The sequence below is a fragment of the Geminicoccaceae bacterium genome (assembly GCA_020638465.1).
In the GTDB taxonomy this organism is placed as follows: Bacteria; Pseudomonadota; Alphaproteobacteria; order Geminicoccales; family Geminicoccaceae; genus JAGREO01.
In genome coordinates this window covers 1,083,476-1,108,587 of record JACKIM010000001.1, presented here as the reverse complement: position 1 = coordinate 1,108,587, position 25,112 = coordinate 1,083,476, and the positions used below count along the sequence as shown (strand labels likewise).

At 68.3% G+C, this 25,112-nt stretch carries 25 protein-coding genes; 13 read left to right on the top strand and 12 right to left on the bottom strand.

Features of this window, described 5'->3' with window-relative positions:
- Positions 1 to 2: 2 nt before the first annotated feature.
- From H6851_05235 to H6851_05180, 12 genes are read right to left on the bottom strand one after another with little or no spacing between them, the layout of a single operon-like run.
- Positions 3 to 890, bottom strand: a complete 888-nt coding sequence (locus H6851_05235) for a hypothetical protein (protein MCB9943009.1) — start codon at positions 888 to 890, stop codon at positions 3 to 5.
- Entirely contained in the window at positions 887 to 1,183 is a 297-nt protein-coding gene (locus tag H6851_05230) for a hypothetical protein (GenBank protein MCB9943008.1), read from the bottom strand. The genes H6851_05235 and H6851_05230 overlap by 4 nt, the downstream gene beginning before the upstream one ends.
- On the bottom strand, positions 1,180 to 1,929 hold the full coding sequence (locus tag H6851_05225; GenBank protein MCB9943007.1) for a site-specific DNA-methyltransferase: 750 nt from the start codon (positions 1,927 to 1,929) through the stop codon (positions 1,180 to 1,182). The genes H6851_05230 and H6851_05225 overlap by 4 nt, the downstream gene beginning before the upstream one ends.
- Positions 1,926 to 2,081: a hypothetical protein gene (locus tag H6851_05220; GenBank protein ID MCB9943006.1), complete on the bottom strand. Its 156-nt coding sequence runs from the start codon at positions 2,079 to 2,081 to the stop codon at positions 1,926 to 1,928. The genes H6851_05225 and H6851_05220 overlap by 4 nt, the downstream gene beginning before the upstream one ends.
- Positions 2,078 to 2,335: a hypothetical protein gene (locus H6851_05215; GenBank protein MCB9943005.1), complete on the bottom strand. Its 258-nt coding sequence runs from the start codon at positions 2,333 to 2,335 to the stop codon at positions 2,078 to 2,080. The genes H6851_05220 and H6851_05215 overlap by 4 nt, the downstream gene beginning before the upstream one ends.
- Entirely contained in the window at positions 2,332 to 3,966 is a 1,635-nt protein-coding gene (locus H6851_05210) for a head-tail connector protein (protein ID MCB9943004.1), read from the bottom strand. The genes H6851_05215 and H6851_05210 overlap by 4 nt, the downstream gene beginning before the upstream one ends.
- Complete coding sequence (locus H6851_05205) at positions 3,963 to 4,175, bottom strand: hypothetical protein (GenBank protein MCB9943003.1); 213 nt, start codon at positions 4,173 to 4,175, stop codon at positions 3,963 to 3,965. Before H6851_05205 ends, H6851_05210 begins: the two co-directional genes overlap by 4 nt.
- Before the next feature lie 31 nt (positions 4,176 to 4,206).
- Positions 4,207 to 5,541, bottom strand: a complete 1,335-nt coding sequence (locus H6851_05200; protein ID MCB9943002.1) for a hypothetical protein — start codon at positions 5,539 to 5,541, stop codon at positions 4,207 to 4,209.
- Positions 5,501 to 5,887: a hypothetical protein gene (locus H6851_05195; GenBank protein ID MCB9943001.1), complete on the bottom strand. Its 387-nt coding sequence runs from the start codon at positions 5,885 to 5,887 to the stop codon at positions 5,501 to 5,503. Before H6851_05195 ends, H6851_05200 begins: the two co-directional genes overlap by 41 nt.
- The gene (locus H6851_05190) at positions 5,878 to 6,342 is read right to left on the bottom strand and encodes a hypothetical protein (GenBank protein ID MCB9943000.1); all 465 of its coding nucleotides are present in this window, start codon (positions 6,340 to 6,342) and stop codon (positions 5,878 to 5,880) included. The genes H6851_05195 and H6851_05190 overlap by 10 nt, the downstream gene beginning before the upstream one ends.
- Positions 6,329 to 6,820, bottom strand: a complete 492-nt coding sequence (locus H6851_05185; GenBank protein MCB9942999.1) for a hypothetical protein — start codon at positions 6,818 to 6,820, stop codon at positions 6,329 to 6,331. The genes H6851_05190 and H6851_05185 overlap by 14 nt, the downstream gene beginning before the upstream one ends.
- Positions 6,817 to 7,140 carry a HEAT repeat domain-containing protein gene (locus tag H6851_05180; protein ID MCB9942998.1) on the bottom strand — a complete coding sequence of 108 codons (324 nt, stop codon included), beginning with the start codon at positions 7,138 to 7,140 and terminating at the stop codon, positions 6,817 to 6,819. Before H6851_05180 ends, H6851_05185 begins: the two co-directional genes overlap by 4 nt.
- A 233-nt stretch (positions 7,141 to 7,373) precedes the next feature.
- Here H6851_05180 and H6851_05175 point away from each other — a divergent pair, with 233 nt between their 5' ends.
- The 13 genes from H6851_05175 (at position 7,374) to H6851_05115 (ending at position 25,112) form a co-directional block, all read left to right on the top strand.
- Positions 7,374 to 8,252 carry a hypothetical protein gene (locus tag H6851_05175; protein ID MCB9942997.1) on the top strand — a complete coding sequence of 293 codons (879 nt, stop codon included), beginning with the start codon at positions 7,374 to 7,376 and terminating at the stop codon, positions 8,250 to 8,252.
- 28 nt (positions 8,253 to 8,280) lie between these two features.
- Positions 8,281 to 8,760, top strand: a complete 480-nt coding sequence (locus H6851_05170) for a hypothetical protein (GenBank protein ID MCB9942996.1) — start codon at positions 8,281 to 8,283, stop codon at positions 8,758 to 8,760.
- A 76-nt stretch (positions 8,761 to 8,836) separates the two neighbouring features.
- A complete protein-coding gene (locus H6851_05165; GenBank protein MCB9942995.1) occupies positions 8,837 to 9,415 on the top strand; it encodes a hypothetical protein in 579 nt (192 codons plus the stop codon).
- Positions 9,416 to 9,432: 17 nt separating this feature from the next.
- Positions 9,433 to 9,642, top strand: a complete 210-nt coding sequence (locus tag H6851_05160; GenBank protein MCB9942994.1) for a hypothetical protein — start codon at positions 9,433 to 9,435, stop codon at positions 9,640 to 9,642.
- 3 nt (positions 9,643 to 9,645) lie between these two features.
- Positions 9,646 to 11,961, top strand: a complete 2,316-nt coding sequence (locus tag H6851_05155) for a hypothetical protein (GenBank protein ID MCB9942993.1) — start codon at positions 9,646 to 9,648, stop codon at positions 11,959 to 11,961.
- The gene (locus H6851_05150; GenBank protein ID MCB9942992.1) at positions 11,951 to 12,457 is read left to right on the top strand and encodes a hypothetical protein; all 507 of its coding nucleotides are present in this window, start codon (positions 11,951 to 11,953) and stop codon (positions 12,455 to 12,457) included. Before H6851_05155 ends, H6851_05150 begins: the two co-directional genes overlap by 11 nt.
- Positions 12,448 to 12,978, top strand: a complete 531-nt coding sequence (locus tag H6851_05145) for a hypothetical protein (GenBank protein MCB9942991.1) — start codon at positions 12,448 to 12,450, stop codon at positions 12,976 to 12,978. Before H6851_05150 ends, H6851_05145 begins: the two co-directional genes overlap by 10 nt.
- Positions 12,975 to 14,648: a hypothetical protein gene (locus H6851_05140; GenBank protein ID MCB9942990.1), complete on the top strand. Its 1,674-nt coding sequence runs from the start codon at positions 12,975 to 12,977 to the stop codon at positions 14,646 to 14,648. The genes H6851_05145 and H6851_05140 overlap by 4 nt, the downstream gene beginning before the upstream one ends.
- Before the next feature lie 70 nt (positions 14,649 to 14,718).
- Positions 14,719 to 21,237 carry a hypothetical protein gene (locus H6851_05135; protein MCB9942989.1) on the top strand — a complete coding sequence of 2,173 codons (6,519 nt, stop codon included), beginning with the start codon at positions 14,719 to 14,721 and terminating at the stop codon, positions 21,235 to 21,237.
- Positions 21,238 to 21,986: 749 nt separating this feature from the next.
- Positions 21,987 to 22,253, top strand: coding sequence for a hypothetical protein (locus H6851_05130; protein ID MCB9942988.1), 267 nt, complete (start codon positions 21,987 to 21,989; stop codon positions 22,251 to 22,253).
- Positions 22,253 to 24,100 carry a hypothetical protein gene (locus H6851_05125; protein MCB9942987.1) on the top strand — a complete coding sequence of 616 codons (1,848 nt, stop codon included), beginning with the start codon at positions 22,253 to 22,255 and terminating at the stop codon, positions 24,098 to 24,100. Before H6851_05130 ends, H6851_05125 begins: the two co-directional genes overlap by 1 nt.
- Positions 24,101 to 24,114: 14 nt before the next feature.
- Complete coding sequence (locus H6851_05120; protein MCB9942986.1) at positions 24,115 to 24,369, top strand: hypothetical protein; 255 nt, start codon at positions 24,115 to 24,117, stop codon at positions 24,367 to 24,369.
- On the top strand, positions 24,369 to 25,112 hold the full coding sequence (locus H6851_05115) for a hypothetical protein (GenBank protein ID MCB9942985.1): 744 nt from the start codon (positions 24,369 to 24,371) through the stop codon (positions 25,110 to 25,112). The genes H6851_05120 and H6851_05115 overlap by 1 nt, the downstream gene beginning before the upstream one ends.

Sequence of the window (25,112 nt, the reverse complement as noted above, 5' to 3'; positions counted from 1 at the left end):
CGTCACCCCTTCGCCGCGACCTGCATCAGCCTTGCGAAGCGTTCGACGGCGGCCTTGTGGCCGGGGTCGTCGCCGTTGAGGTAGGCGTTGCGCCAGGCGGGGTCGGTCTTGAGCTGTTCGATTTCGGCCCTGGCCGCCGCCGGGCTGGTGAACTGGCCGGTGGCACCGCCGGAGCCGCCCGCGGGGATGGTGTCCTCCATGAGCTTCGATCCGATATCGGCGAACTTCTGCATGAGCGCCTTGGTGCCGATGGCATCCTCGATCGCACCGAGCTGGTCGGCGGAGAAGCCGAAGGACGAGGCGGCGCGGCGGGCGGTCTCGACCTGACGGTCGAAGGACGTGCCCCATTCGCGCTGCAGCTCGCCCCACTCGCTTTCCTGCCGGCGGGCCTGTTCGGCGGTCTGCTGCTCGGCGAGGCCGGAGCCGTGGCCGTTGAACCATTCGACAAGCGAGTTGGCCTGCGCCGGCGTCAGCCCGGCCTCGTGCATGGCCTTGGCGGCGGCGGCGGAGAACTCCGGGTCGGCACCCTCGCGCTCGGCGAGGCCGTAGCCTGCCGGATCGTCGGGGCGGCCGAGCGCCTTGTAGAACTCGCCCCATGCCTCGGCGTCGGCCTCGTCGGCCGGGCGCACCAGGCCACGGCCGGCCTTGTCGGCGCCGAGGAAGGTCTCAAGGCTGCGATAGCCGCGCACGACGGCGGCGATATCCTTGTGCCCGGCCTTGCCCAGCCATTCGCGGTCGGCGTCGCCCAGCGCCTGCGCCCAGTCGGGCAGCACGGGCGTGGCGGGATCGTCCGCCGGCGGCTGCGAGAGGGCCGCAGCGGCGCTGTTGCCGGCCGTTTCGGTTGCGGTTTCCGCGTTTTCGGTTGTCGGTTCGAGGGTTTCGGTGGTCATGACGGGATGTCCTTCTCGTCGGTGATGGCGACCACGGGCCGGTCGCTTTCGTCCCTGCGCCGGGCTGCGGGTGCCAGTTCGAGCCGCAGGTTGGCCAGGATGTGGAGGAGCAATTGCCGCCGGCCCTCGCTGGTGGCGGTGGCGAACGCTTCGGCGTGGGCGGTGGTGTGGTTGGCGAAGGCGGCCTGCGCCAGGTTCTGCAGCACGATTTTCGCCGTTTCGGTGGGCTCGCCATGTTCGTCGAGGAACAGGGCGGCATAGGCCCGGCGGATGGTCTCGCGGCGGTCGCTCACGGCACCGCCTCCCCGATGGCCTTCATGGCCACACCGGCCTCGATCGCCTTCATGGCCACACCGGCCTCGATGGCCTTCATGGCCACGCCGGCAAAGTGCGGATCGATCTCCAGCCCGTGATAGTCGAGCCCGAGCCGCTTGCAGGCGATGCCGAGCGAACCGCCGCCGGCGAACGGATCGAGCACCGGCGGCTGCGCGATCTGCAGAAGATCCTCGAACAGCGCTGCGGGCTTGGCGGTGATGTGGTTCTTGCGGTTGCCGACACTGTGGCGGAACACGCCGGGCGCGCATCTGCCCTCATTCGGAAGGTGTCCGCGCGAGCCCCAGGCGATGAACTCGCTCTGCGCCTTGAACCGCCCGCGTTGTGGCCGGGCACTTCCGGTCTTGTCCCACACCGCGATGCCGCGCCAGATCCACCCCGCTACCTGCAGGGCGTCGGTGGTGGCCGGCAACTGCCGCCAGTCGGAAAAGCACAGGATCAGCCCGCCCGGCCGGGTCACGCGATACGCCTCGCGCATCCAGCGTTCCGACCAGATCGCGAACGACCGCTGGTCGCGATTGTCGCCGGCGAACTCGGGATAGATCCCATGGTTCTCGCTGTTCTGGTATTTCACCGACGGCTTCATGGTGGTGCGGCCAGCGGCGTGGGTCGTGCCGCTGGAATAGGGCGGATCGGCAATCACGCAGCCATAGTGCTCCGCCGGCAGTTCCGGCAGGCGCACCAGCGCGTCGGCCTGCTCGATCATCGAAGCCGCCTGACGATGCGGCCGCGCAGGTGGTCGAAGAGCACGTCGGCGCAGCTCGCGGCGAGCTGGATCACCGTCGGCCGGGTCTCGATGACCAGGCGGATGAGCCCGGCGCGCAGGGTCGAGCGGATTTCACGTTTCACGCTGCTCATGACCGGCCATTCTTTCCGAGCGACATGTCCGGCCGGGCGATGGCCTTGATGGCGAACATCATGCCGATTTCGAGATGGGTACGGGCGAGAGCGGCCCAGCGGCGGGTCGAACCTTCATTCACCGCCGCCTCCAGCTCATCGCACATGTCGCGCAGCTTCTCCTCGGTGCGCTTCAGGCGGTTGATCCTCGCAAGCTCCTGCTGATCGAGCGGGCGATAGCCCTTGATGTCGGTGGGCTTGTGTTCGGTCGTCATGCGGCACCTTCCATCTGCGAGAGTGTGGCGGCGGCTTCGGCACCGGCCTTGAGGCCCGGGGCCATGGCGGCGGCCTGCTGCATCTGCATCGCCTCCTGCTGCTGTCGGCGGCGTTCGAGCACCTCCTCGACGGGGCGCATCATGTCCATGTCGACGCCGTTGATCTCGGCGAGTCCGCGCAGCGCCTTGTCGGCGTCGATATTGTCGAGGATCGAGGGGTCGTGCTGCGCCAGCGGCATGATGGCCTCCAGCGTGCGCACCAGGCCCGTGGCCTGTTCCATGCGCTGCGCACGGGCGAGCGGCGAGAGATATTCGACCTCGATCGCACCGCCCGCCTCGACCAGCTCAGGCGGCATGTCGGGCAGCATCTCGGCGGCGGTGAGGATGTCGATCTCGCGCTCGATGATGGGGGCGAGCAGCTCGGACTGCTGGCGGCCCATGGTCGGGGCCAGCAGCGCACCCTTCTCCTGGCTGCGGAGCATGGCCTCGGTGGCGGTCATCGACGGGCTGTCGACCAGGATCTGGAACAGCGTCACCAGAAAGGCGTCGTTGATCGAGCGGTGACGCTGGTCGAGCATCTCCAGGCCGACGGCAAAGTCGCTGCCCGGCTCCAGCGGGCGGATCTTCGGCGAGCCGTCGCGGTTGAGCCAGCCGGGATTGACGGCGTTGGGGATCAGCACCGGCACCGGCAGATCGTCGTCGACGGCGAGCAGCGGCGGCTCGGCCGCGAGGTTCGCCCGGTCGATGATGGTGCGCGACATGCGATCGGCCATCTTGATGTCGGGCAGCACCTCCAGCGCCGGCGAGCGGCCATAGACCTCGCCGGGTGCGGTGACATAGCGCGAGACGGCATAGGGCATGGTGCGGAAGCCGGAGCGGCGCAGGACGTGCGGGTGCTGCACGGTCAGGTGCCAGCTCTCGAAGGTCATGGAGCGCCAGTCCCTGCGGCCCGGATCGATATCGCGGTTCGGGCGGACGATGTGCAGCAGCTCGAAGCGCTCCTCCGGCTTGTCGGCAAGGCACTTGGCGATCGGGTCCGGCAGGGCGTCCTCGCCGAAATGCTGGGCCATCTGCCGGGCGGTCTGCCAGTAGCGGCGATAGACCTTGTCGATGCGGCCGGCGGCGTTCTCGGCGACGTAGAGTTCCTGCAGCGGGATCGAGCGATAGACCGGGCTGCGGCCGTCCTCGCCGGGCATGACCAGCACCGCCCCGGTGCCGAACGCGCCCAGCGAGAGATAGGCCTCGTGCAGCTGGCTGGCGAAATTGGCGGCGGGCGAACGGCGGGCGGCAAAGAGGATATCGCGCACCGCCTCGAGATAGCGGGCCACCCGGTCGTTGTTCTCGAGCTTCGGATCGCTCGCGGCCAGCGCGTGCCAGAGCTGCGAGCGCGGGGTGAGCATCGATTCCATCGCCGCACCGAAGCGCTTCAAGCCGGTGGCGGCGGTGGCGTCGAAGATGTCCTCCTGGCTCGTGGCATAGCGCCTGCGGTCGCCGCGGAACTCGTAGCGCGGCAGCACACGCCGGGCGATCTCCTCCCAGACCGAATCGAAATCCGTCTCGCGCTGGGTGCGCAAGGGCTCGAAGCTGCGAATCAGATCGATCGCGGTTCCTTCGCCGAAACCCGCGCTCATGGCGAACCGCCCAGCAGCTTGCGCACGGCCACCGAGCCGGGCGCGTCACCCACACCGTCGGCGGATGTGAGAATGCTGGCCGCACGGCCGCGCTTGCGGGCGGCACGCAGCGCGTTCTCGCTCGCTTCGGCGGTCTCGTCGACGGTCACCGGATCGGGCGGTGGCGGTGGCGGCTTCGGTTTCTTCGGCCTGGAAAAAAATCCACCCATGGCGGGCTCCTTTGTGAGGTTTCGGGTGCGTCTACATGCGCCGGTAGTCGGTAACGGCGGTCATGGCACTCGCGCGCCGGCGGGATGTGGCGGAACGCGGCAGGCCGAGGGCGGCCATGCGGAAGGCGTCGGCGGCATGGCTCGACCAGTCATGCACCGGCCGCGCCTTCCACACGCGCAGCTTGCCGTTCCACTCGCGGCGGTAATGGCGAAGGGCCTCCAGCCCGCGCTCGCACTTGCCGGCATCGAAGGCCGAGCGGGCGAGCAGGTTGCGGGCGGCGTTGATTCCGTCTTCCAGCGGGGCGGCGGGCACCACCTCGACCGGCTTCACGCCCAGCCCCAGCAGGCTGTCGAGGCGCGAGCGGGCACCGTTGCCGATCTCCCGCACCTCCACATCGTGCGGCAGGTAATGGCGGCCATAGGCGTAGGGCTTTGCCTTCAGTGCCGCGGCGTACCAGTCGAGCCCGACATCGGAGTTTTCGAGATAGTCGATGAACCGCAGCTGGTAGCCGATCGTCTGGAAGAACCAGATCGCGGTGGCGTCATCGAGGCCCAGATCCCAGGCCGTGAACACCTCGTGCGCCGGATCGTAAGGCACCTCGGTGATACGCCCGCCGGCCATCGCCCGGTCCAGCTCGCCGGCGTAATAGGCGCCGGCAATCGCGGCCAGGAACGAGCATTCGAACTCCTGCTCGTATTCCGCCTCGCCCATCAGCGAGCGCAGACGGGAGAGGTCCGCCTCGGGCACGAGCCCGGTCTTGCTCGCCGGATAGACCAGTGTGGTCAGGTCGGGGTCCTCGCCGGCAAGGCCCAGCATGGCCCAGCGGTGAAACTCGTTGGTGCCCTTGGGCGTGCCGGGGATCAGCAGCGAGCCGCGCCGGTCGGTGAGTGCCGGCAGCACCACCTCGGGCAGCAGCTCGGGGCGCATCTGCGCGAACTCGTCGAGAATGATGTGATCGAAATAGACGCCGCGGATGGCGTCGGGGTTCTCGCCGCCGAGAATGATGAACTGGCGGTCGCCCGGAAGCGTCACCGACAGCTCCGCGCCGTCGACCCTCACCCCCGGAATGCCCCTGGTGAAGCTCTTGAGATACATCCAGGCAATGCGCTTGGCCTGATTGCGGAAGGGTGCGGCGTAGGCGACACGTGGCGATGGCAGGGTGCAGCGCAGCAGCCGGTCGAGCCCGTCCATGACGCCATAGACCGTCTTGCCGAAGCGCCGGTGCGCCACCAGCACGGTAAAGCGCCGGCTCTTGCGGTGCGCTTCGAGCTGCAGCGGCCGGGGCCGGTAGCCCAGATCGATCTCGCGTGCCGAACCCACGCCTTCAGTCGCCGGAAATCCGCGAGCCGAACGCCGGCTCGACATGATATTTCGCCCGCCAGAAGAACCGGCCGAACAACCGGACACCGGCATAGCGGACATGGCCGGCGGCGAACCAGAACGGCCGCTCCCATGCAGGCCGGCAGCGGCGGCCATAATCGAGGATCATCACCCGGAACATCGAATCGGCGAAGAACCGGTCGCCTTCGTCGAGCGCGTACCAGTACAGCTCGTCGTGGATCTCGCAGGCCGGCCGGGCGAAGTCGGCCACACAGGTGCAGCCATCCGAGCTTGCCCGGTCGAAGCGCGGCAACAGCCGGCGGCCGAGTGCGGCGGTGTTGATCCGCGACAGCCATTCCGCCTTCCATGCCTTCGGGTCCATCAACGCCATGATCCGTCCTCCGGGAAGCGGTCGGGAGCGCAGCCTTCGAGGAAGCCTCTGCAGCGGCTGCGCCACCATCCGCGATCACGCAGCGGGAAGTGGAAGCCCTGCCAGCGGGCCGGCGGCTTCGGGGCGGGTCCGGGATCGTCCTCGCAGCGGGCAAGGAAGATGCGGGCGTGCACGTCGCGCGGCGTGCGCTGGCCGGCGCCCAGCCCGAGCATCCGCCGGCGGATCGTCAGGCCCACCGCATCGAAGCCGGGCGGAACCCGGCCGGGCGGCGGGCTTTCCGCAAGCCACAGGGGAAAGGGCAGACGATGGGCCAGCCATTCGCGCAATCCGGTGTCATCGAACCCCACGGCAACGGCCGCCACCGGCTGCGGGCCGATCACCCCCAGGGCCATGGCCATGGCCAGCGCGATCGAGGGGATGCCGCCGTCGACGACGACAATGTCAAACGTCCGCAAGGCCGGGGTCTCCGCTGTCATGGAGGGCGATGATGGCGCTGGCGACCGAGCCGACGAAGCGGCCATACGGCGCCTTTCCGGGGCGCCATGCCTCGCAGTAGTAGCGGTGCAGATCCTGGGTGCTGGCGTCCATGGATGGTAGCGGTTCGGGGTGCGACCAGAGCAGGCCGCGTGCGAGCACCACCGCACCGAGATCGAGCGCCGGCAGGACCGCCCAGAGCCGCGCCGGTTCGTCGGGCAGCACCAGGCCGCGCAGGGTACGCCTGACCGGCTCATGCCGGACCGCCTCGACCACCGCGACTGGCTCAAACTGCCAGAAACCGCGCGCCGGGCCGTCCAGCTGGTACCGCCGGCGGAACCCGCTCTCATACAGGCCGATCACCAGCAGCAGGAAGGCGGCGGCGGGCGTGTCGAAGGGCTCGCCCATCAGCCGCAGGCCGGGACGGACCAGGCAGTCGAGGGCGTCCTGCGGCCTCAATGCTCCGCCACCGGATCGGCGCGCAGCTCCAGCAGCTTCGCATTGTCCTCGTCGCCGTCGCGGACGATGCCGGTGATGATGACCAGGGGGCCGTGGTTCTCGTCGCCCTCGTCAAGGCGGATCGAGCCGGAGGGCCGGCCGATCGCGCGATCGAGCACCGCGTTGGCGGCGGCAATCGCCACCTTCGGGTCGGGATCGTCCATCAGTTCGACGAGCCGCATGAGCGCCGTCTCCGAATGCTGCTGCGCAAGCTCGCGGATGGCACCGGCGATGCGGGGTCGGCCGCCGGGATTGCCGGACCGGCCCTTCTGGAACGCCATGGCGGCTCCGCTCGAGCGTCTGAAAGTCCAGCGATGATAGTGTGTTGCGGCTTGTATCTCTACTAATAGTTGAACTATGATACGCGAACTCTCTCGCGGGTAGCCCCATCGCCTTGTGATGCGGGTCCGTGACGGCGGGAAACAGACCGCCGCGTGACGGCAGCGACAGGCCGTTACGGGGTCCGGGTGGTCCGGGCAGCCCCTGAAACTTCAAAAGTTCAGGGGACAAGCCGGTGAGCTTCGAGATCCCGACTCATTTTCATCAGACCTACAGCACCAACGTCCAGCTTCTGCTCCAGCAGAAGGGCTCCAAGCTGCGCCCGTGCGTCATGGCCGGCAGCTATTCCGGCAAGGCGGCCAAGGCCGTCGAGCAGGTCGGCCCGGTGGTCGCCCGCAAGCGCACCACGCGCCACGCCGACACGCCGCTGATCAGCACGCCCGCCGATGCCCGCTGGGTCTTTCCGACCGATTTCGAGTGGGGCGACCTCATCGACGACGAGGACAAGCTCAGGACGCTGATCGACCCGCAGAGCCCCTATGCGCAGAATGGCGCCCTGTCGCTCGGCCGGGCCATGGATGACGTCATCATCGAGGCCCTGTTCGACGCCGCCAAGACCGGCGAGAACGGTTCCACCGTCACCGCCTGGAACACCGCGAAGACCGTCGAGAGCACCGAGGGCGGCAACGGCCAGATGAACCACGGCAAGATCCGCAAGGCACTGCAGATGCTCCTCGAAGCCGAGGTGGATGTGGACAGCGACGAGCTGTTCATTGCCGCCGGTGCGAAGCAGATCATGGAGCTGTTCGGCGAGACGCAGACGCTGTCGGTCGATTATGTCGACGGCAAGCCGGTCATCACCGGCAAGATCCCGATGCTCTACGGCTTCAGGTTCATTCACAGCCAGCGCCTGGACAAGGTGGGCGACAACCGCCACTGCGCCGCCTGGGCGAAGAGCGGGATGCACCTTGGCATCTGGAACGACATCTCCACCTCGATCGACCGCCGCCCGGACAAGGGCAACGCCACGCAGGTTCTCTGCAAGGGCACCTTCGGCGCGACCCGCACCGAAGAGGCCAAGGTGATCCGCATCGAATGCAGCGAGGCGGCGTAACCCCGCCCTTTGAGAAGGAGCAGCCATCATGGCAGTGAACAAGGCAACGCTGGCGGCGAACTTCGCCAGCAACACGCCGAACGATCCCAGGGTGCATCAATCGCGTAGCCGCGTGGTCAAGCAGTCGGTGGCGATCGCCGCCACCGACAATGACGGCGACGTGTTTCTCGTCGCCCCGGTGCATTCGAGCTGGTGCATCGATTCAATCGCGATCCTCAATGACGCGATCACCGGCGGCACCGACTATGACGTCGGGCTCCATGAGATCGCCGGGACCGTGGTTGACGCCGACGCCTATGCTTCCGGCGTCGACATGAGCAGCGCGCGCAACGCCCCGCTCGACGTGGCGTTCGAGGCCCGCGACATCGCCAACGTCCAGAACGCCGTCTGGCAGGATGCGGGCCTCACCGCCGATCCGCAGAAGTGGTTCTGTCTCGGGCTGACGGCGAATACCGCCGGCACCGCCGCCGGGGATATCTCGGTGGTCCTCCGCTACACCTCCGACTGACCTTCTGTTCCGGCCCCGCTACCGCTTTACGACCTGAGCGGGGCCGGATTCCTTCTTCCAGCAGGGGGTCCGGGCCATGGCGTCGACCGTCGAGATCGTCAACCGCGCGCTGCTCAAACTCTCCGCCGGGCGCATCGAGGAGCTGGACGAGGACACCGAGGAGGCCCGCCTCGCCTCCGCTGCATGGCCCACCGTCCGCGATGCCGAACTGCAGGCGCATCCCTGGTCCTTCGCGCTGGCCCGCACGACGCTTTCCACCGTCGACACCGCACCCGCCTTCGGCTTCGCCCGCGCCCTGCAGCTTCCGTCCGATTTTCTGCGGCTGGTGATGGTGGGCGAGACGGCCTGCGATCATGCCTCGATCGCCTGGACGATCGAGGGCAAGCGGCTGCTCACCAACGCCGATCCGGGCCTGCCCCTGCTCCATGTCCGCCGGATCACCGATCCCACCCTGTTCCCGCCGGCCTTTGTCGAGGCGGTGTCCTGCCGGCTGGCCATGGAACTCTGCGACGCCGTCACCGGCAGCACCAGCAGGCTGCAGCAGCTCGAGGCCATGCACGACCGCGCACTGGCCGAGGCCCGGCGGCTCTCCTCCTTCCACCGCCCGCCGCAGCCGCTGGTCGAGACACGCGGCTGGATCGGAGCCAGATCATGAAGCCCGAGCGCCGCTATGTGAAATACAGCGAGGCCCGCACCGGGCGCGGCTCGCGGGCACTCACCCTGCACATCGAGGCCCACTACAGGCGCGACCTCGACCGGGCCGTCGAGAAGATCTACCGGGCCTGGCCCCCCTTCGGATACGGCACTTACTTTCACGAGCCACGGCGCCGCGAGGGCGGCGGCTGGGAAGTGCGCGGCCATCGCGCGCTCACGGCGGATTGAACCATGGCCAAGGCCAACCCGCTCCTTGCCGCCTTCAACGCCGGCGAACTCGGGCCGCTGCTCGAAGGCCGGGCCGATCTCGACCAGTACAAGCGCGGCGGGGCGGAGGTGTTCAACTTCCTTCCCACCGTCGAGGGGCCGCTGGTGCGCCGGGCCGGCACCCGCCACATGGGCGGATTGAAGGATTTCTCCGGCGCCGCCTTCACCCCGGAAGCGCTGGCGGCCCTGCGCGGCTGCACCGCCCGCTTCCTGCGCTTCGTCTTCAACACCACCGAGGCCTATATCGTCGAGATCGGGCCGGGCTATATCCGCCTGTGGACCGATGGCGGCCAGCTTGTCGCCGACAGCGAGACGCCGGTCGAGGTGCCCACACCGTTCGGTGCGGATGACCTGGTCGGCCATGACGGCGAGCTTGCCATCGACAGCGTGCAGGCCGGCGACATCCTCTATCTCGCCAGCGGCCGCCATCCGGTGCAGCAGCTCCGGCGGCGGGGTGCGACCGTCTGGGACCTGGTGCCGTTCGCGCCGGTCGACGGGCCGTTCCGGGACCGCAATCTCGATCCGCAGCGCGCCTTTTACGTGACCGCCGCCGGATCGAACACCACCACCACCGGCCCGGTGGTCACGGTGGAGGCATGGGCGAGCCTGATCGACCCGCCCTTCAGGCCCGACCATGTCGGCTGCCTGTTCCGCCTCTGGCACCGGCAGGCCGGCGATTACTCGACGCCATGGGAGGCCGGCAAGAGCTATGCCGCCGGCAACGAGGTGGAGAGCGACGGCAAGTACTACCGGGCCACCAACGCGGCAACGTCCGGCTCGATCAAGCCGACCCATGACGAGGGCATCAGGCGCGACGGCAAGGCCGGCGTGCTCTGGCAGTATATCCATGGCGGCTTCGGCATCATCCGCATCACCGAGGTGGTGAACAGCCAGAAGATCACCGGCGAGGTCATCACCGCCATGCCCGACGGCCGGCCGTGCGAACTGCCGTCGAGCCTTTCCGACAGCGGCAAGGCTTCCGACCATTGGGAACTCGGCGCCTGGAACGCGGTCGACGGCTATCCCGACAAGTGTGCGATCTGGCGCGAGCGGCTGGTGTTCGCCCGCGGTCGCGATCTCTGGTTCTCGCGCGCCGGCGATTTTTCGTCCTTCTCGGACCGCACCGACGGCGATGTGCTCGCCGATGACGGCATCAGCCTGACGCTGGAAGGCGACCAGGTGGCGCGCATCAAGTGGCTGGTGCCGCAGACCCGGCTGCTGGTGGGCACCGACAGCGGCGAGATCGTCATCCAGCCGGCCAGCGAGAACGAGCCCTTCGGGCCGGGCAACCGGGTGGCGCTCGACCAGACCGGCAATGGCGGGCGCGGCGTCAAGCCGGTGATCGCCCAGGACCGGGCACTGTTCGTCCAGCGGGCCGGAAGGCGGCTGCTCGAACTCGACTACCGCCTCGAACTCGACCGGATCGCCGCGGAGGACCTCACCCAGCTCGCCGATCATGTCACCACCGCCGGCATCACCGCCATGGCATGGCAGGGCTCGCCCGACGCGGTGCTCTGGTGCGTCATGGCCGACGGCACGCTCGCCGCACTCACCTATGACCGCCGGCAGGAGGTGATCGGCTGGCACCGCCATGCCATCGCCGGCACGGATGCGAAGGTGCATGACGTGCAGACGATCCCCCGCGCCGACGGCTCCGGCGACGAGGTCTGGCTTGCCGTCTCGCGCAGCATCGCCGGCCGCACACGGCACAGCATGGAGCGGCTCGAACGGCCGCACCGGCCAGGCGAGGATCGCCGCCGCGCCTTTCTTGTCGATGCCGGGCTCACCTATGACGGGCCGCCGACCGCAAGTCTCTCCGGCCTCGACCATCTCGAGGGCGAGACCGTGGCCATCCTCGCCGACGGCGCGGAGCATCCGCCCCGGATCGTCGAAGGCGGCTCGATCGAACTCGACCGGCCGGCCTCGCTGGTCTCGGTGGGCCTCGCCTACCACTCGCGCTGGCGCTCCATGCGCATCGAGGCCGGTGCGCAGATCGGCACCGCCCAGGGCCAGCGCATCCGCATCAATGGCTGCACCGTGCGCCTGCTGGAGACCGCCGGGCTTGCCGTCGGCTCGTCATGGGCGCGCATGGCCCGGCTCGACCGCCGTTCGACCGCCACACCGTATGACACGCCCGAACCGCTCATGACCGGCGACCGCGAGATCGCCGCATGGCCCGGCGGATGGGCGCGCGAACAGCGCATCCATGTGCTGGCAACAGGCGTCCTGCCGGCCACGCTGGTGACACTCGTGCCGAGGGTCCAGGTCAATGACACTTGAGTTCCGCCGCTTCGTTCCGGCCGATCTGTCCGCCATCGAGGTGCAGCCGGCGCAGGCGTGGATGACGCCTTCGTTCGATCCCTGGTACGCCGACGAGCTGGCCACCGCCGGCCCGTGCTTCACCTTCGCCCGGCCGGACGGCGACGCTTCCAGCGCTACCGCTTCGCTACATGAGCGCGATGTCGTCTTCATCGGCGGGGCGGTGCCCTTCATGGAGGGTGCGGCACTGGCCTGGTCGCTCATCAGCGAGGCCGCCGGGCCGCACATGCTGGAGATCACCCGCCGGTCCCGCGCCTTCTTCGGCCGCCTGCCGGTCGAACGGATCGAGTGCGCCGTCGAGACCGGCCACGCCGAAGGGCACCGCTGGGCGCGGATGCTCGGCTTCAGGCGTGACCTGGACTTCGTGACCATGTGGCTCGGCGACCGGCCGCACGCGCTCTATGCGCGGTACGGCGCCGGCATCCTTCAGAACAACGGGAAACAGTCATGGGCATGATCGCGGCAACGGCCCTGATGGCCGCCGGTGCGGGCATCCAGGCCTGGGGCGCCCTCCAGGAGGGCAACGCCGCGAAGGACGCGGCCGACTGGCAGGCCACGGTCCAGCGCCAGAATGCGGCGCTCAGGCGCCGGCAGGCCAGCGCCGACGAGGAGAAGCACCGCAGCGAGATGCGCCAGCGGATCGGCATGCAGCGCGCCGCCGAGGCGGAAAGCGGCTTCGCCCTTGCGGGTTCCGCACTCGACCTGCTCGAACAGACGGTGCGCCATGGCGAGCTGGACGCGCTCAATATCCGCTATGCCGGCCAGCTCGACAGCCGCGCCCTCGAACTCGGCGCCGACAATGCCGAACTCGACGGCATCAACGCCCGGCGCGCCGGCCGCACCAGGGCCGTGGCCGCGCTCATCGGCGGCATCGGCCAGGCCGGCGGCCGGCTCGCCTCCGGCATCGGCGGAACGACGGGCGGAACGACACCCGCCACGAAGACCTGGACCTCCGGCAGCGGGGCGGCCGCACCATGAGCCTGAAGATCCCGGTCTACCAGCGCCAGCAATCCGCCGCCGGCCCGGTCGACATCCGGGGGCCGAAGGCCGCCGCCACCGGCCTCGACGCGCTCGGCGCCGCCGTGCAGACCGCCGGCGACGAAATGCATCGCGTCGCGCTCGAACAGAAGCGCAGGCAGGAGGAGGCCGAGGACCGGGCCAACCAGGCCTGGGCCAATGAGGGCTATGGCAACCTGCTCATCGCCGATGCGGACCTCGAGGCCGAAGCCCGGCAAAACGCCGCTCCCGGTGCGGTCGGCTATACCGATGCCCGGCTGAAATCCTTCGACGAGCAGGCGGCCGAGCTGCTCGCCAGGGCGCCGAGCGAGAAGGCGCGGCAATTCCTGAGCGCGCGGCTGCAGACCGAACGCATCTCGCAGGCGCGGCGCGGCCTCGACTTCGAGGCGGACAGCCGGGCCAAACAGCAGCGGCACGGCGTCGACCAGCTCACCGCCGGCCTGTCGGCCAAGGTGTTCGCCGATCCGTCGAGCTTCGAGGATGCCATGGGCGCGCTTACCGAGGGCGTTGCCGGCATGGGCCTTGGACAGGCGACAGCGCCGGTGCTCGAGGAGCAGCGCGCCGTGCTGGCCGAATCCTATGCCCGCGCCATGGTCGAGCGCGAGCCCGGCCGCATCCGTGGCGAGCTGATGGGCGATGAGGCATGGACGCGCTACCTCTCGCCGGCGATGCGTCACAGCCTCGCCAACTCCGCCGACGCGGAAGTTGAAAGCCGCCGCCGCGAGGACGAGGCCCGCGTCGAAAAGGCCCGGATCAGGTCGGGCCGTGATGCGGGCGACCTGATCTACACACCCGGCGCCAGTCTCGGCGACATGCTGGCCGAGGCGCGCAGCTCGATCGGCGACCAGTCCAGGCGCGAGTCGGCCGTCGAGCAGATCAAGCTGCGCTATTCCGAACGCGAGGCGGCGCGCCGCGACGCGGAGGAACAGGCGTCCCGCTCGGCGTGGGACATCGTCAACGACGGCGGCAGCCTCGACGATCTCCCCGAGCCGGTGCTTGCCGGGTTATCGGCCGACAGCCGCCATGCCATCGAACAATATGACCGCATCCGCGCCGACGGAAAGAAGCCCGAGACCGACTGGCAGACCTACCACGAGCTGATGGGCAAGAGCCTCGCCGACCTCGAGCGCGTCAACCTCATGAACTACCGGCCGCTCTTGGCCGATACCGAATTCAAGCAGTTGCAGGCCCGGCAACAGGGCATCCGCGACGGCCGCGAGACCGACGCGCCCGACGAGCCGGGCACGCTGGCGCAGCAGATCGCAACGACCGTCACCACGCTCGAGCTCAAGGACGCCGACAAGGGCAGACTCCAGGCCGGGATCCGCCGGGAAATCGATCGCCAGCAAAAGCAGCTCAAGCGCGAGCTGTCATGGTCCGAACGGCAGAACATCCTCGACAGCATGACCGTGGAAGTCGTGACCGAGCCCGGCCGGTTCATGGATACCGAGGGCACGCCGGCTTTCCTGACACCGGCCGAGACGGCCGCACATATCGGCGCGCTCGCGAAGACCTTCGGCCTGCCGGCGGACGATATCGCCGCCATTCGTGACGCGCTCATCATGACCGGCCAGCCGCTCACCGAGGCCAACTTCAAGCGGATGATCGAGGCCGGAAGGCGGGCGCGATGAGGCATGACAGCTCGGGTTTTGGCACTTTTGGCACAAGCCCGAACATACATCGAACTGTGGAAAAGGCCGCATGACGGACTGGCTCGCAATCGCGCAGGACATGCAGAGCAGCCCACTCTCGCTGGCGGCCGGCACGCCGCCTGAAGCACCGCAAAGCCCCGACTGGAACGCCCTTGCGAGGCAGATGGCGGCGGAAAACCTCGATGCGGCCTTCCAGCGGGCGCGCGGCAGCGACGAGGAGCGCGCCGCACGGGTGAGCGATATCTCGGCGCGCATGGGCGTGCCGTATGCGTTCAGCGACCGCAACCTCGAGCGCATCGAGGAGCGGGAAAAGCACAACGCGCGGCTTCGTCCGCCACCGATCCAGCAGGCCCGCACCCTCGAAATGTTCGATACCCCGAAGCCGCAATGGGAGCCGCGCCGCATCGAGGCGGACGCGCCGGGCTTCGCGAAGTGGCTGACGAAGGACCGCAACGCGGAGCTGTCCGGCAAGGAGGTCGAGGCACTCGCCGAGGAGTCGTGGTGGCTCACCCGGTTGAGCGACGATTTCGGCACACAGTTCGCCGCCGGCGTCGACGCCGACACGCTGGGCGAGCTGGCCTACCGGGTGGCCACCGGCGAGAAGCTGCAAGGCGCGGAGCTGCGGCTGTTCCAGGACTTGCAGGTGGCGCAGCTCGACGCGCCGGATGCGCAGGGCATCGCCGGCAATATCGGGCAGGTGCTCGGTTCGATGACGCCGACGCTTGGCGAGGGCGTCAAGGGCGCGCTGGCCGGCGGTGCGGCCGGTGCGGCGGTCGGTGCGGTGACGGGACCGGGTGCGGCGGTCACGGCGACGGCCGGTGCGATCGCCGGCAGCACGGCCATGGCGGCAATGAAGTCCTATCGCGTCATCACCGGACAGGCCTTTCTCGAATATGCGCAGTTCCGCGACATGAAGGGCGAGCGGATCGACCCGACCGTGGCGAAACTGGCGGCGGCGGCTACCGGGGTATTCGGGGCGGGCTTCGAGATTGTCGGGCTCGGCTCGCTCTCCCGCGTCCTTCCCGGCCTGCGCGAACTGCCAAAAGCGGGCATGAGGAAGCTGGTCGCCGAGGCACTCAGGCGGCCGGGCGTCGCCTCGCTGCTCAAGGATTACGGCCGCCGCGTCGCCGTCGGCACGGCGGGCGAGGTGTCGACCGAAGTCGCGCAGGAAGCAGCCCAGATCCTCTTCGGCGAAATCGCCAAAATCGCCGACGAGGACCGCTTCGAGACGATCAGCGGCGAGGAAGCGGGCGGGCGCATCACCTCGACATTCATCGACACATTGAAAGGCGTGGGCCCGCTCGCCGTGCTCACCGGCCTGCCTTCGGCCGCCATCGATGCGCGCCGGGCGCGCCGGGCGGCACAGATGCAGCGCCAGTTCGAGCAGTATGGCGAGGCAGCCAGCCAGACGAACCTGCGGCGCCGGGCGCCAGACGCACACCGGGAGATGGTCGCGGACTCTCTCAAGGAAGGCGGTGCGGACTCGGTCCATGTCGACAGCGGCGCATTCATGACGCTGTTCCAGGAGGGCGGGCTCGATCCGCAGGAAGTCGGCCGCCAGCTCGGCATCGAGGACCAGATGGCGACCGCGATCGAGAATGGCGGCGACCTCGTCATCCCGCTTGCGACCTATGCCGAGAAGCTGGCGGGCTCGACCTACCACAAGGGCCTCGCACCCCACCTCAGGCTGTCGGCCGAGGACATGAGCGGGCATGAGGCGCAACTCTGGTTCGCCAATCTCGACCAGCAGACCCGCGACCTGCTCGCCGGCATCGAGAAAGGCGACGCCGGGCCGGCGGCCGAGAGCACGATCACCGACGACATCCGCCGCCAGCTCGTCGAGGCCGGCCGCACGCCCGACGTGGCCGCCACCGAGGCGGCCGTGCTCGGCTCGTTCATCGAAACGCAGGCGCAGCGGGAAGGATTGGACCCGGCCGAACTGTATCGCTCGCTTGGCCTCACGATCCGCAGGGAACTCCCCGAAGGATTGCGCGGCCTGTCGGATGCCGATCTCGACGAGCTGCTCGGCCGGGTCCGCCCTGCGCGCGAAGGAAGCGACGCCGGCAGGGAGGCACGGGCGTCGGGTGCCGAGGGTTTGCCCACCTCGCCGGCGACCGATAGCACGCCGCCCTCGACGCCGGAAGCCGCCAGCGCACCCGAAACCGCCCTGCGCGGGTTCCTCGACGAGCTGCAACTCGACCCCGCCACCGTCACCGCCGCCGATATCCGCAACGCCACCGAACCGGCCGGCGCTGGCGAAACGCTGTTCCAGCCGATGCCGAAAGGCACCGACCCGGAACAGCCCGTGCCGATCACCAAGGCAAGGGGCGACCACGCCGGGCAGGACTACTGGCAGGCGCGCAAGGCTTTCCGCAAGTCGGAGCGTTGGCGGGAGATCATCGACGGCGGGCCTTATGTGAACGAGGCGACCGGCTTCGAGATCGCCGTCTCGGGCAACGACCTTCGTCACGCGGCCACGCGCGACAAAAAGCGATCAGACGACTTGAACAGTTTGCCGCGCACCATGCCCGAGCGGATCGAGGCGCTTGCCGTCCTGCCGGAGCTTTTGCGCCATGCCATACCGGCCGAGCCGCGACCGGCGGCTAAGGGCGGCCGTCAAATTGTCAACATTCACCGGCTCTATGCACCGTTGGAGACCGACGGCGCGGTCTACACCGTACGCCTGACCGTGCGGGAATACGAGGCGGGAGCCGCCGCAATTGATGGGATCGACGTTTTCAAAGCCTACGATGCGGCTCTTGAAAAGAAGCTGCCCGCTGGAAACGCGGCAAGCCGTAACCTGTCGCCGTCAGCGGGCACGATCAGCATCCGCGAGATGCTGGCCGGGGTCAAGGATGACGACGGGAATCCGTACTTCCAGGGGTACGGGCAGGACAAGAAAGGTGACCCGCGCGGTTCGATCACCTTCACCGAGGGCAGGACGCTCGTCCGGCTGTTCGAGAAGGCCGACCTTTCCACGGTCCTGCACGAGAGCGGCCACCTGTTCCTCGAAGTCATGACGAAGCTTGCCGACCGGCCGGAAGCCAGCGACCAGCTCAAGGCGGACCTTGCGACGATCCGCGAGTGGGTGGGCAACAAGGGCGGCAAGTGGGAGCGCGGGCAGCACGAGCAGTTCGCGCGCGGTGTCGAGGCGTATCTGTTCGAGGGCAAGGCGCCGTCGATCGAGCTGCAATCCGCCTTCGACCGCTTCCGCTCGTGGCTGGTGCGGATCTACCGGCACATCGCCAAGCTCGATGTCGAATTGAACGACGATGTGCGCGGTGTGATGGACCGGATGCTCGCCACCGACGAGCAGATCACGGCGGCCGAACAGGCCAGCCATTTCGCGCCGCTGCTTTCCGATCAGGCGCAAAGCGGCATGACGCCCGAGGAGCACGCGGCCTATCTCGCACAGGCCGAGAAGGCGACGCGGGCGGCCAAGGGCGAGCTGCTCGCCAAGGCCATGGCCCAGGAGAAGCAGGCGCGAAGTGCCGAATACCGCGAGAGACGCGATGCGCTTCGCGCCGGGATCGCCGCCGAGGTCGATCAACTGCCGGCCTACCGGGCCATCGCCGGACTGTCCAAGGGGATCGATGACGGCCAGGGCGGCGTGCGCATCATCCGGCTGTCGCGGGCGGCGGTCGAGGAGGATCACAGCCGCGACATGGTGGCGAGGCTCGCAGCGAAGGCCGTACCGCCCATCGTCTCCAGCGCCGGCATCCATCCCGACGACGCCGCACCGCTGTTCGGCTACGCCACCGGCGACGACATGATGCGCGCCATCCTCGATGCACCGAAGCGCTCCGAAGTGATCGAGGCGGAGGTGAAGCGCCGCCTCGATGCCGAGTTCGGCGACATGATGAACGACGGCACGATCGAGCGCGAGGCCAGCAAATCCGCCTTCAACGATGAACGGGCTACCTTCATCGCCACCGAATTGCGAGCGTTGTCGAAGAAGGCCGGCAAGGACGAGGTGACGCCCATCGGGATCGTGCGCGCGTCGGCGAAGCGCTTCGTGGCGCGCGCCACGGTGGGTCGGGTGACGCGCGCCGCGCATCACCTGCGGGCAGCACAGAAGGCCGCCAACGAGGCGCTTGCCGCCGTGGGCAAGGGCGACTGGCAGGCGGCCACCGACGCCAAGCGGCGCCAGCTCTGGCACTTCGAGACATGGCGCGAGATGGCGCGGCAGGCCGACAGGATCGACGCCACCGTCCGCAGCTTCGGCAAATTCAGCAAGCCCGCCACGCGCAAGCGGATCAAGGGCAACCACCTTGATCAGATCGACGCCCTGCTCGAGCGCGTCGACCTTCGCCGTGGTGTGAGCATGAAGGCCGTGGAGAAACGGGCGGCGCTCGCCGACTACATCACCGAGCAGGAGGAGATCCTCGGCTTCAGGCTCGATATCCCGCAGCGCCTGCGTAACGACGCCTTCCGCCAGCACTACAAGGCCATGAGTGTCGAGGAGTTCACCGGCTTCGCCGACGCGGTGCGCCAGCTCGAACACCTCGCCGACCTCGAAGGCAAGCTGCTTGCCCGCAAGGACAGGCGCGACTTCGAGGAGGTGAAGGTCGGAATGATCGAATCGATGATCGAGCATAACGACTGGCACGAGGAAGGGCCGAACTTCGCGCCGTCGGCGTTCGAGAAGTTCGGCACGTTCGCGAAGAATGTCGATGCGGCTCACACCAAGGTCGAGTTCATCGCCGAGCAGCTCGACGGTTTCAATCGCGGGCCGGTCTGGGAGGCGATCTTCAAGCCGATCGCCGATGCCGAGGCGGCCGAGATGACCATGCAGCGCGAGCTTTCCACGCGCCTGCGGGAAATCCTCTCGGTTTACAGCAAGCGCGAGCGCCTCAAATGGACGGCACGGCGGTTCACCGCCGGCGGGCGGCCGATGAACAAGGCTACCATCCTTTCGCTGGCGCTGAACTGGGGGAACGAGGGTAACCGCGAGGCCGTCATGCGCGGCTATGGCTGGAGCCGGGACCAGGTGCGGCAAATGCTCGACGAGCACATGGACGCCCGCGACTGGCAGACCGTGCAAGCCATCTGGGACATGATCGAGGAGCTTTGGCCACAGATCGCAGCGCAGGAGAAGGAGCTCACCGGCACGGTTCCCGAGAAGGTCGAGCGCTCGAAGGTCGAGACCGCGCACGGTACGTTCGCCGGCGGCTATTATCCGCTGGTCTATGACGAGAAGCAGAATGACCGGGTGATGGCGCGGGCCGAGGCCGAGGCGTTCGGTTCGATGACCGGCCGTGCTGCGACGAAGAAGGGCCACACCATCGAGCGCGTCGACTCCGGCGGCCTGCCGGTCAAGCTCGAGCTTGGCGTGCTCTCGCAGCACATCGCCCAGGTGAGCAAGGATCTGACGCACCGGCGGCCGGTTTCCGACGTGCTGCGCATCATCTCCGACAAGGATGTGCGCGAGGCCATCGAGGCCACGGCCGGCCGCGAGATGTATCAGCAATTGCAGCCATGGCTGCGGCATGTCGCCAATGCCGAGCGTGCGCCGTTGCACATCTACGAGAAGGTTTTCGGCCATCTTCGTGAAGGCATGGCGGTCAATGCGATGGGCTGGAAGGTCTCGACGGCCATCCAGCAGCCGCTCGGCATCCTGCAATCGACGCATCTGCTCGGTACGGGCCGGATGATCCGCACGCTCGCAGCCTTTGCCGCCGATCCACGCGGCATGGCCGGCAAGGTTCGGGCCGTTCTCGACAAGAGCGAGGCCATGCGCCACCGGCAGGCCAGCTTCGACCGCGACGTGGCCGACACCCTGCGCAAGATGACCGATACCGATCCACTCGCGGACGTGCGCCGCACATTCTTCTGGTTCACCGGCGTCGCCGACATGCTGGTCGCCGTACCCACATGGCAGGCGGCCTACGAGAAGGGCCTCAAGGACCACAAGGGTGACGAGGAGCGGGCCGTGGCCTATGCCGATTCCATCGTGCGGATGTCGCAAAGTGCTGGCGGTGCCAAGGATCTGGCGGCGGTCCAGCGCGGCGGCGAGACATGGCGTTTCTTCACGCCGTTCTATTCCTATTTCTCGGTGTCGTGGAACCTCACCCGCCGGGCCATGAAGAAGACGGATTTCAAGAATCCCCGTGACTGGCCGCAGTTCGCCGGCTCCATGATGGCGCTCTGGATCCTGCCCTCGCTGGTGGCCCAACTCATGGTCGGTCGTGGCCCGGAAGATGACGAGGGCTGGCTCGAATGGGCGGCAAAGAATGCCATTCCCTATCCGCTGCTCGGGCTGGTCTTCGTGCGCGACGTGGCGCAGGGCATCTTCTCCGATTACGGCTATGAGATGAGCGCCAGCGCCCGCGGTGTCGAAGCCATCGCCGAGACCATCAGGAATGTTGCCGAGTTCGACGGCTGGACGCGCGGCGAAATCATGACCGCCGCCGAGGCTATCGGCGTGGCGTTCAAACTGCCAGCCGGCCAGATGCGCATCACCGGCGAAGGGCTGTTCGATCTCATTTCCGGCGACTGGAAGCCCGACGACATAGGCGAGCTCTGGCGCCATCTGTTCCTGCAACGGCGCCCGGAGGCGTATCAATGACCATCGAGAGCACGATTACCGGCGTGATCCATCAAGGCGACGGGGAGGTCGTTTCGTTTGCCGTGCCGTGGCGGATCTTCGATCGGGCGTGGCTGCATGTGCGTTACCTCGAAAGCGACGGCAGCGAGCGGCAGCTGATCCTCGACAGCGACTATACGGTCTCCGGCGTCGGCGGGGCGGCGGGATCGATCCGGCTCACCGATATCGTGCCGGCCGCGGGCGAGTTCCTCTCGATCACGCCCGACATTCCGCCGCTGCAGCTCACCGACCTGATCGAGCGCGGCGCCTATCACGCCGAGACCGTCGAGACCCGGCTCGATATCCTCACCCAGATGGTAGCCCAGCTGCGGCTCGAACTCATGCGCGCGCCCATGGTCTCCGTCTTCGACGGCGATCTGGCCGGGATGCTTCTGCCGGCCGCGGAAGCCGGCAAGGCGCTGGGCTGGAACAGCTCGGGCGACGGGCTCGTCAATGTGTCGCCGGGCTCGGTCTCGCTCGCCGACGGGGCTGTGACCACCGCCAAGCTCGCCGCCGATGCCGTCACCACGGCAAAGATCGCCGATGGTGCGGTCACGGCCGCGAAGATCGCCGCTACCGTCCTGCAGACGCCGTTCACGGCCAGCGTGGATGCGGCCGGCCACACCTTCTCGAACGCGGTGCTCAAGGGCACGCGCGAGACCGTGGCCGAGGCGGATGTGACCGGCACGACGCTCACGGTGAATGCAGCACTCGGAAATATCCAGCATTGTATTCTGGGCGTGAATATTTCCGCCGTGGTTCTGTCGGGTTTTGTCACAGGCACATGCTGTGCCGTCGTGCTCTACCTCAGGCAGGACGGCACCGGCGGGCGGACGGTCACCTGGCCGGCCTCGGTCAAATGGTCCGGCGGCACCGCGCCGGTGCTCTCCACCGGTGCGGCCCGAACCGATGTGGTCATGCTCACCAGCTTCGACGGCGGCGCGACCGTCCACGGGATGCTCTGCGACACGGACCTTGCCGGCATGGCGTTCGCCTGATGCGCTGGGCTCACCGCTTCGCCCGGGCAAGGCAGGCCGGTCCCGCCGCCGGCGCCGCCATTCCGACCATCGTCGCCTCGCAGGCGTTCATCGACAGCTATTCGCTCAATGGCGGCTACATCACCGGCGTCGCCGGCACCCACAACCAGCCCTCGACCGGCGAGGACCGTTGCCTCGTCGCCATCATCCTCTATCAGGCCGCCGCCGCCGGAACGCGGGCGTTCACCGCCCCCACCTTCAACGGCGTGCCGATGACACAGGCGCTGGCACCCACCAGCCCCGGCGACAAGGGCCAGCCGGGCGTGGCGATCTACCGGCTGGTCGATCCCTCCACCGGCTCGCACCCCTTCGACTTCTCCGCCGGCGAGAACCTCATGAGCTGCATTGCCGTGCTGGTCTCGCTCACCGGCGTCGACCAGGCGGACCCGGTCGACATTGCCGGCGGTGCCAGCGACGCCGGCGACGCCGCCACCATCGCCACCACGCTCACCGCCAGCGGCTCCGGCCTGCTGCTCGGCGGGGCCGCCTTCCAGGGCCATGACGGCCACGCCGCCACCGGTGCGGCGCTCGATCTCATCCGGCGCGGCGTCTCGAACACGGCGAACCTGTGGAACGACCAGGCGTTCCATACCGGCTCGAAGGCGCTGGCGGCGGCGGGCGACGTGACGGCCACCGTCACCTTCGCCACCACCGACGGCCGCGGCGACGGCTGGTGCATCGTCAAGGGCTCCGGCAGTATCGGTGGCGGCGGTACCGGCGTGCCGGTCGCCCCACCCTCCGGCCTGCGCTTCGTGCCGCCAACCCCGGCCGCCACCCTCGACATCGTCACCGTCGTGCCCGGATCCGACGTCACCGCCACCGGCAATGCCGACAAGGACGCACTCGTCGTCATGCCGGCAACGCAGATCACGCAGCAATTCTCGGTGCAGGTGCTGAACTATCGCCGGGTGTTCCTCATCGGCGGCTCGATGCGGGTGGTCGGGCGCGGCACGATCAAGGCACCGGACGGACGCACCGTGCGCGGGCAGAACTGGTTCTTCCGCTTCCAGACCCACAAGGACGCCGTGGGTGCCGGGATCTACGTCGCCCGGCTGCACATCGAGAACGACCCGGACACGATCGACAGCTCCAACAGCCAGTATGGCGACATCTTCAATTTCGGGGCGGCGCTGAATTCCACCAAGGACAATTATGCGGCGTGGCCCGATATCTGGATGGACTCCATCCTCTGCACCGGCGGGCTCCATGGCTGGGCCGCCGACTTGGTCGCCCATTCCGATTTCTACAAATCCGAAGCCGGCGGCTACAGGTCGATCAACGTCAACCGGCTGGACGTGGATTTCGGCTATCAGCACTTCTACCTGACGCCGACATGGATCTGCGATTTCCACGCCCACCCCACCGGCCGGAACCATTTCCACGATACGGTCCTGCGGTCGGTCCGGACCCGCGGCGTCGGCTCCGCCTGGTGGTACGCCACCCCGAAGACGCTCTACCTCTCGCGCGGCTCGGCCAATGCCGATGCCGGCGAATACTATCCGCTCACCCTGCACGCGGGCGGTGCGGACGGCTCCGGCGTGTGGATGCCCGACGCACCCGACCCGATCAAGGCCATCCACCCTTCCGGCGGTGCCTGGGCGCCGTTCTACGAGGGACCCAGCGAGATCAGCGATACCGGCTTCATCTACTGGCCGAACGGCGAGCCCGTGCCCGGACGCGGCCCGCTCGTCACCGGCATCGTGAACATCGCCGAACCGCCGCAGCCCGTCATCACCGCCGAAGGCGTCGGTACCGCCTACCGCATCACCACCAGGGCCGGGCTCGAGGCCCTGATCGCCAGCTTCTGAAGGAGACATTCACGATGAGTTCACAGTCGCGCGGCCCCGACAGTTCCGCCAGCCGCTTTGCCGCCGTCACGCCCACCGACGCCGCCACCTTCCTGGCCTATCCCTGCCGCGCCCTCTATGTCGGCTCCACCGGCGATATCGCCGTCGATGACGAGGCGGGCAACGCCGTCACCTTCGCCGGCGTTCCGGCGGGCACCGTCCTGCCGGTGCGCACCAGGCGCGTACGATCGACCGGCACCACCGCCGACGATATCGTGGCGCTGTTCTGATGACACGCCTTTCACTCCCGCAGCTCGGGCTCGCCCGGCCGCCGGCGCTGGCGGGCGGTGTTTCTCCACCGCCACCGGCACCGGTCGCCGCCCTCGGAACCCCCACCGTCTTCAAGCATCCCTCCGGCATCGCCACCAGCTGGTCGTTCGGCGGCCACACCCATGCAGGCGGCACCAATGCCGGGCTCATCGCCGTGCTCGGCGCCCGCGGGCTGTCGGGCGACGCCGCCTGGTCACTGTCATGGAATGGTGCTGCCTTCACCAAGGCCATCGAATTGCAGAATACCGGCACCGCCCAGGATGCAAGGCTGCTGCTGGCATGGCTGGCCACACCCTCGACCGGCGCCTTCGACCTGGTGCTCGATTCCGCCGTCGATATCTATGACGCGGTGGTGGCCCTGTTCGACGCGACGGCCATGCACCAGACCGCACCAATCGGCCAGAACGACACGCATTACGAGACCACCGGCAGCCATTCGACGAGTTCGACCAGCATCACCGGCCATGCCTCCTCGAACCTGGTCCTGTCCGCCGCCACCATCAATCTCGGCACGAGCTGCTCGGTCGATGCCGGCTTCGGCGAGCTGGTCGACACCACGTCCGACGGCGGTACCGGCACCAGCACCACGACGCTCGCCATCGCCAGCCGCACCGGCAACACCGATCCGATCGCACCCACATGGACGTTCGGCGGCAGCGACAATTCCGTCGCCTCCTTCACCGCCGAGCTGGTCGGAGCATGA

Bases quoted from the DNA above. Each gene is read 5' to 3' on its own strand.
- H6851_05120 (MCB9942986.1), top strand. From the start codon at position 24,115: ATGAGTTCACAGTCGCGCGGCCCCGACAGTTCCGCCAGCCGCTTTGCC.
- H6851_05180 (MCB9942998.1), bottom strand. From the start codon at position 7,140: ATGGCGTTCCAGAAGGGCCGGTCCGGCAATCCCGGCGGCCGACCCCGC.
- H6851_05215 (MCB9943005.1), bottom strand. From the start codon at position 2,335: ATGACGACCGAACACAAGCCCACCGACATCAAGGGCTATCGCCCGCTC.
- H6851_05225 (MCB9943007.1), bottom strand. From the start codon at position 1,929: ATGATCGAGCAGGCCGACGCGCTGGTGCGCCTGCCGGAACTGCCGGCG.
- H6851_05155 (MCB9942993.1), top strand. From the start codon at position 9,646: ATGGCCAAGGCCAACCCGCTCCTTGCCGCCTTCAACGCCGGCGAACTC.
- H6851_05235 (MCB9943009.1), bottom strand. From the start codon at position 890: ATGACCACCGAAACCCTCGAACCGACAACCGAAAACGCGGAAACCGCA.
- H6851_05170 (MCB9942996.1), top strand. From the start codon at position 8,281: ATGGCAGTGAACAAGGCAACGCTGGCGGCGAACTTCGCCAGCAACACG.
- H6851_05210 (MCB9943004.1), bottom strand. From the start codon at position 3,966: ATGAGCGCGGGTTTCGGCGAAGGAACCGCGATCGATCTGATTCGCAGC.
- H6851_05145 (MCB9942991.1), top strand. From the start codon at position 12,448: ATGGGCATGATCGCGGCAACGGCCCTGATGGCCGCCGGTGCGGGCATC.
- H6851_05125 (MCB9942987.1), top strand. From the start codon at position 22,253: ATGCGCTGGGCTCACCGCTTCGCCCGGGCAAGGCAGGCCGGTCCCGCC.
- H6851_05195 (MCB9943001.1), bottom strand. From the start codon at position 5,887: ATGGCGTTGATGGACCCGAAGGCATGGAAGGCGGAATGGCTGTCGCGG.
- H6851_05220 (MCB9943006.1), bottom strand. From the start codon at position 2,081: ATGAGCAGCGTGAAACGTGAAATCCGCTCGACCCTGCGCGCCGGGCTC.
- H6851_05205 (MCB9943003.1), bottom strand. From the start codon at position 4,175: ATGGGTGGATTTTTTTCCAGGCCGAAGAAACCGAAGCCGCCACCGCCA.
- H6851_05150 (MCB9942992.1), top strand. From the start codon at position 11,951: ATGACACTTGAGTTCCGCCGCTTCGTTCCGGCCGATCTGTCCGCCATC.
- H6851_05200 (MCB9943002.1), bottom strand. From the start codon at position 5,541: ATGTCGAGCCGGCGTTCGGCTCGCGGATTTCCGGCGACTGAAGGCGTG.
- H6851_05165 (MCB9942995.1), top strand. From the start codon at position 8,837: ATGGCGTCGACCGTCGAGATCGTCAACCGCGCGCTGCTCAAACTCTCC.
- H6851_05115 (MCB9942985.1), top strand. From the start codon at position 24,369: ATGACACGCCTTTCACTCCCGCAGCTCGGGCTCGCCCGGCCGCCGGCG.
- H6851_05140 (MCB9942990.1), top strand. From the start codon at position 12,975: ATGAGCCTGAAGATCCCGGTCTACCAGCGCCAGCAATCCGCCGCCGGC.
- H6851_05135 (MCB9942989.1), top strand. From the start codon at position 14,719: ATGACGGACTGGCTCGCAATCGCGCAGGACATGCAGAGCAGCCCACTC.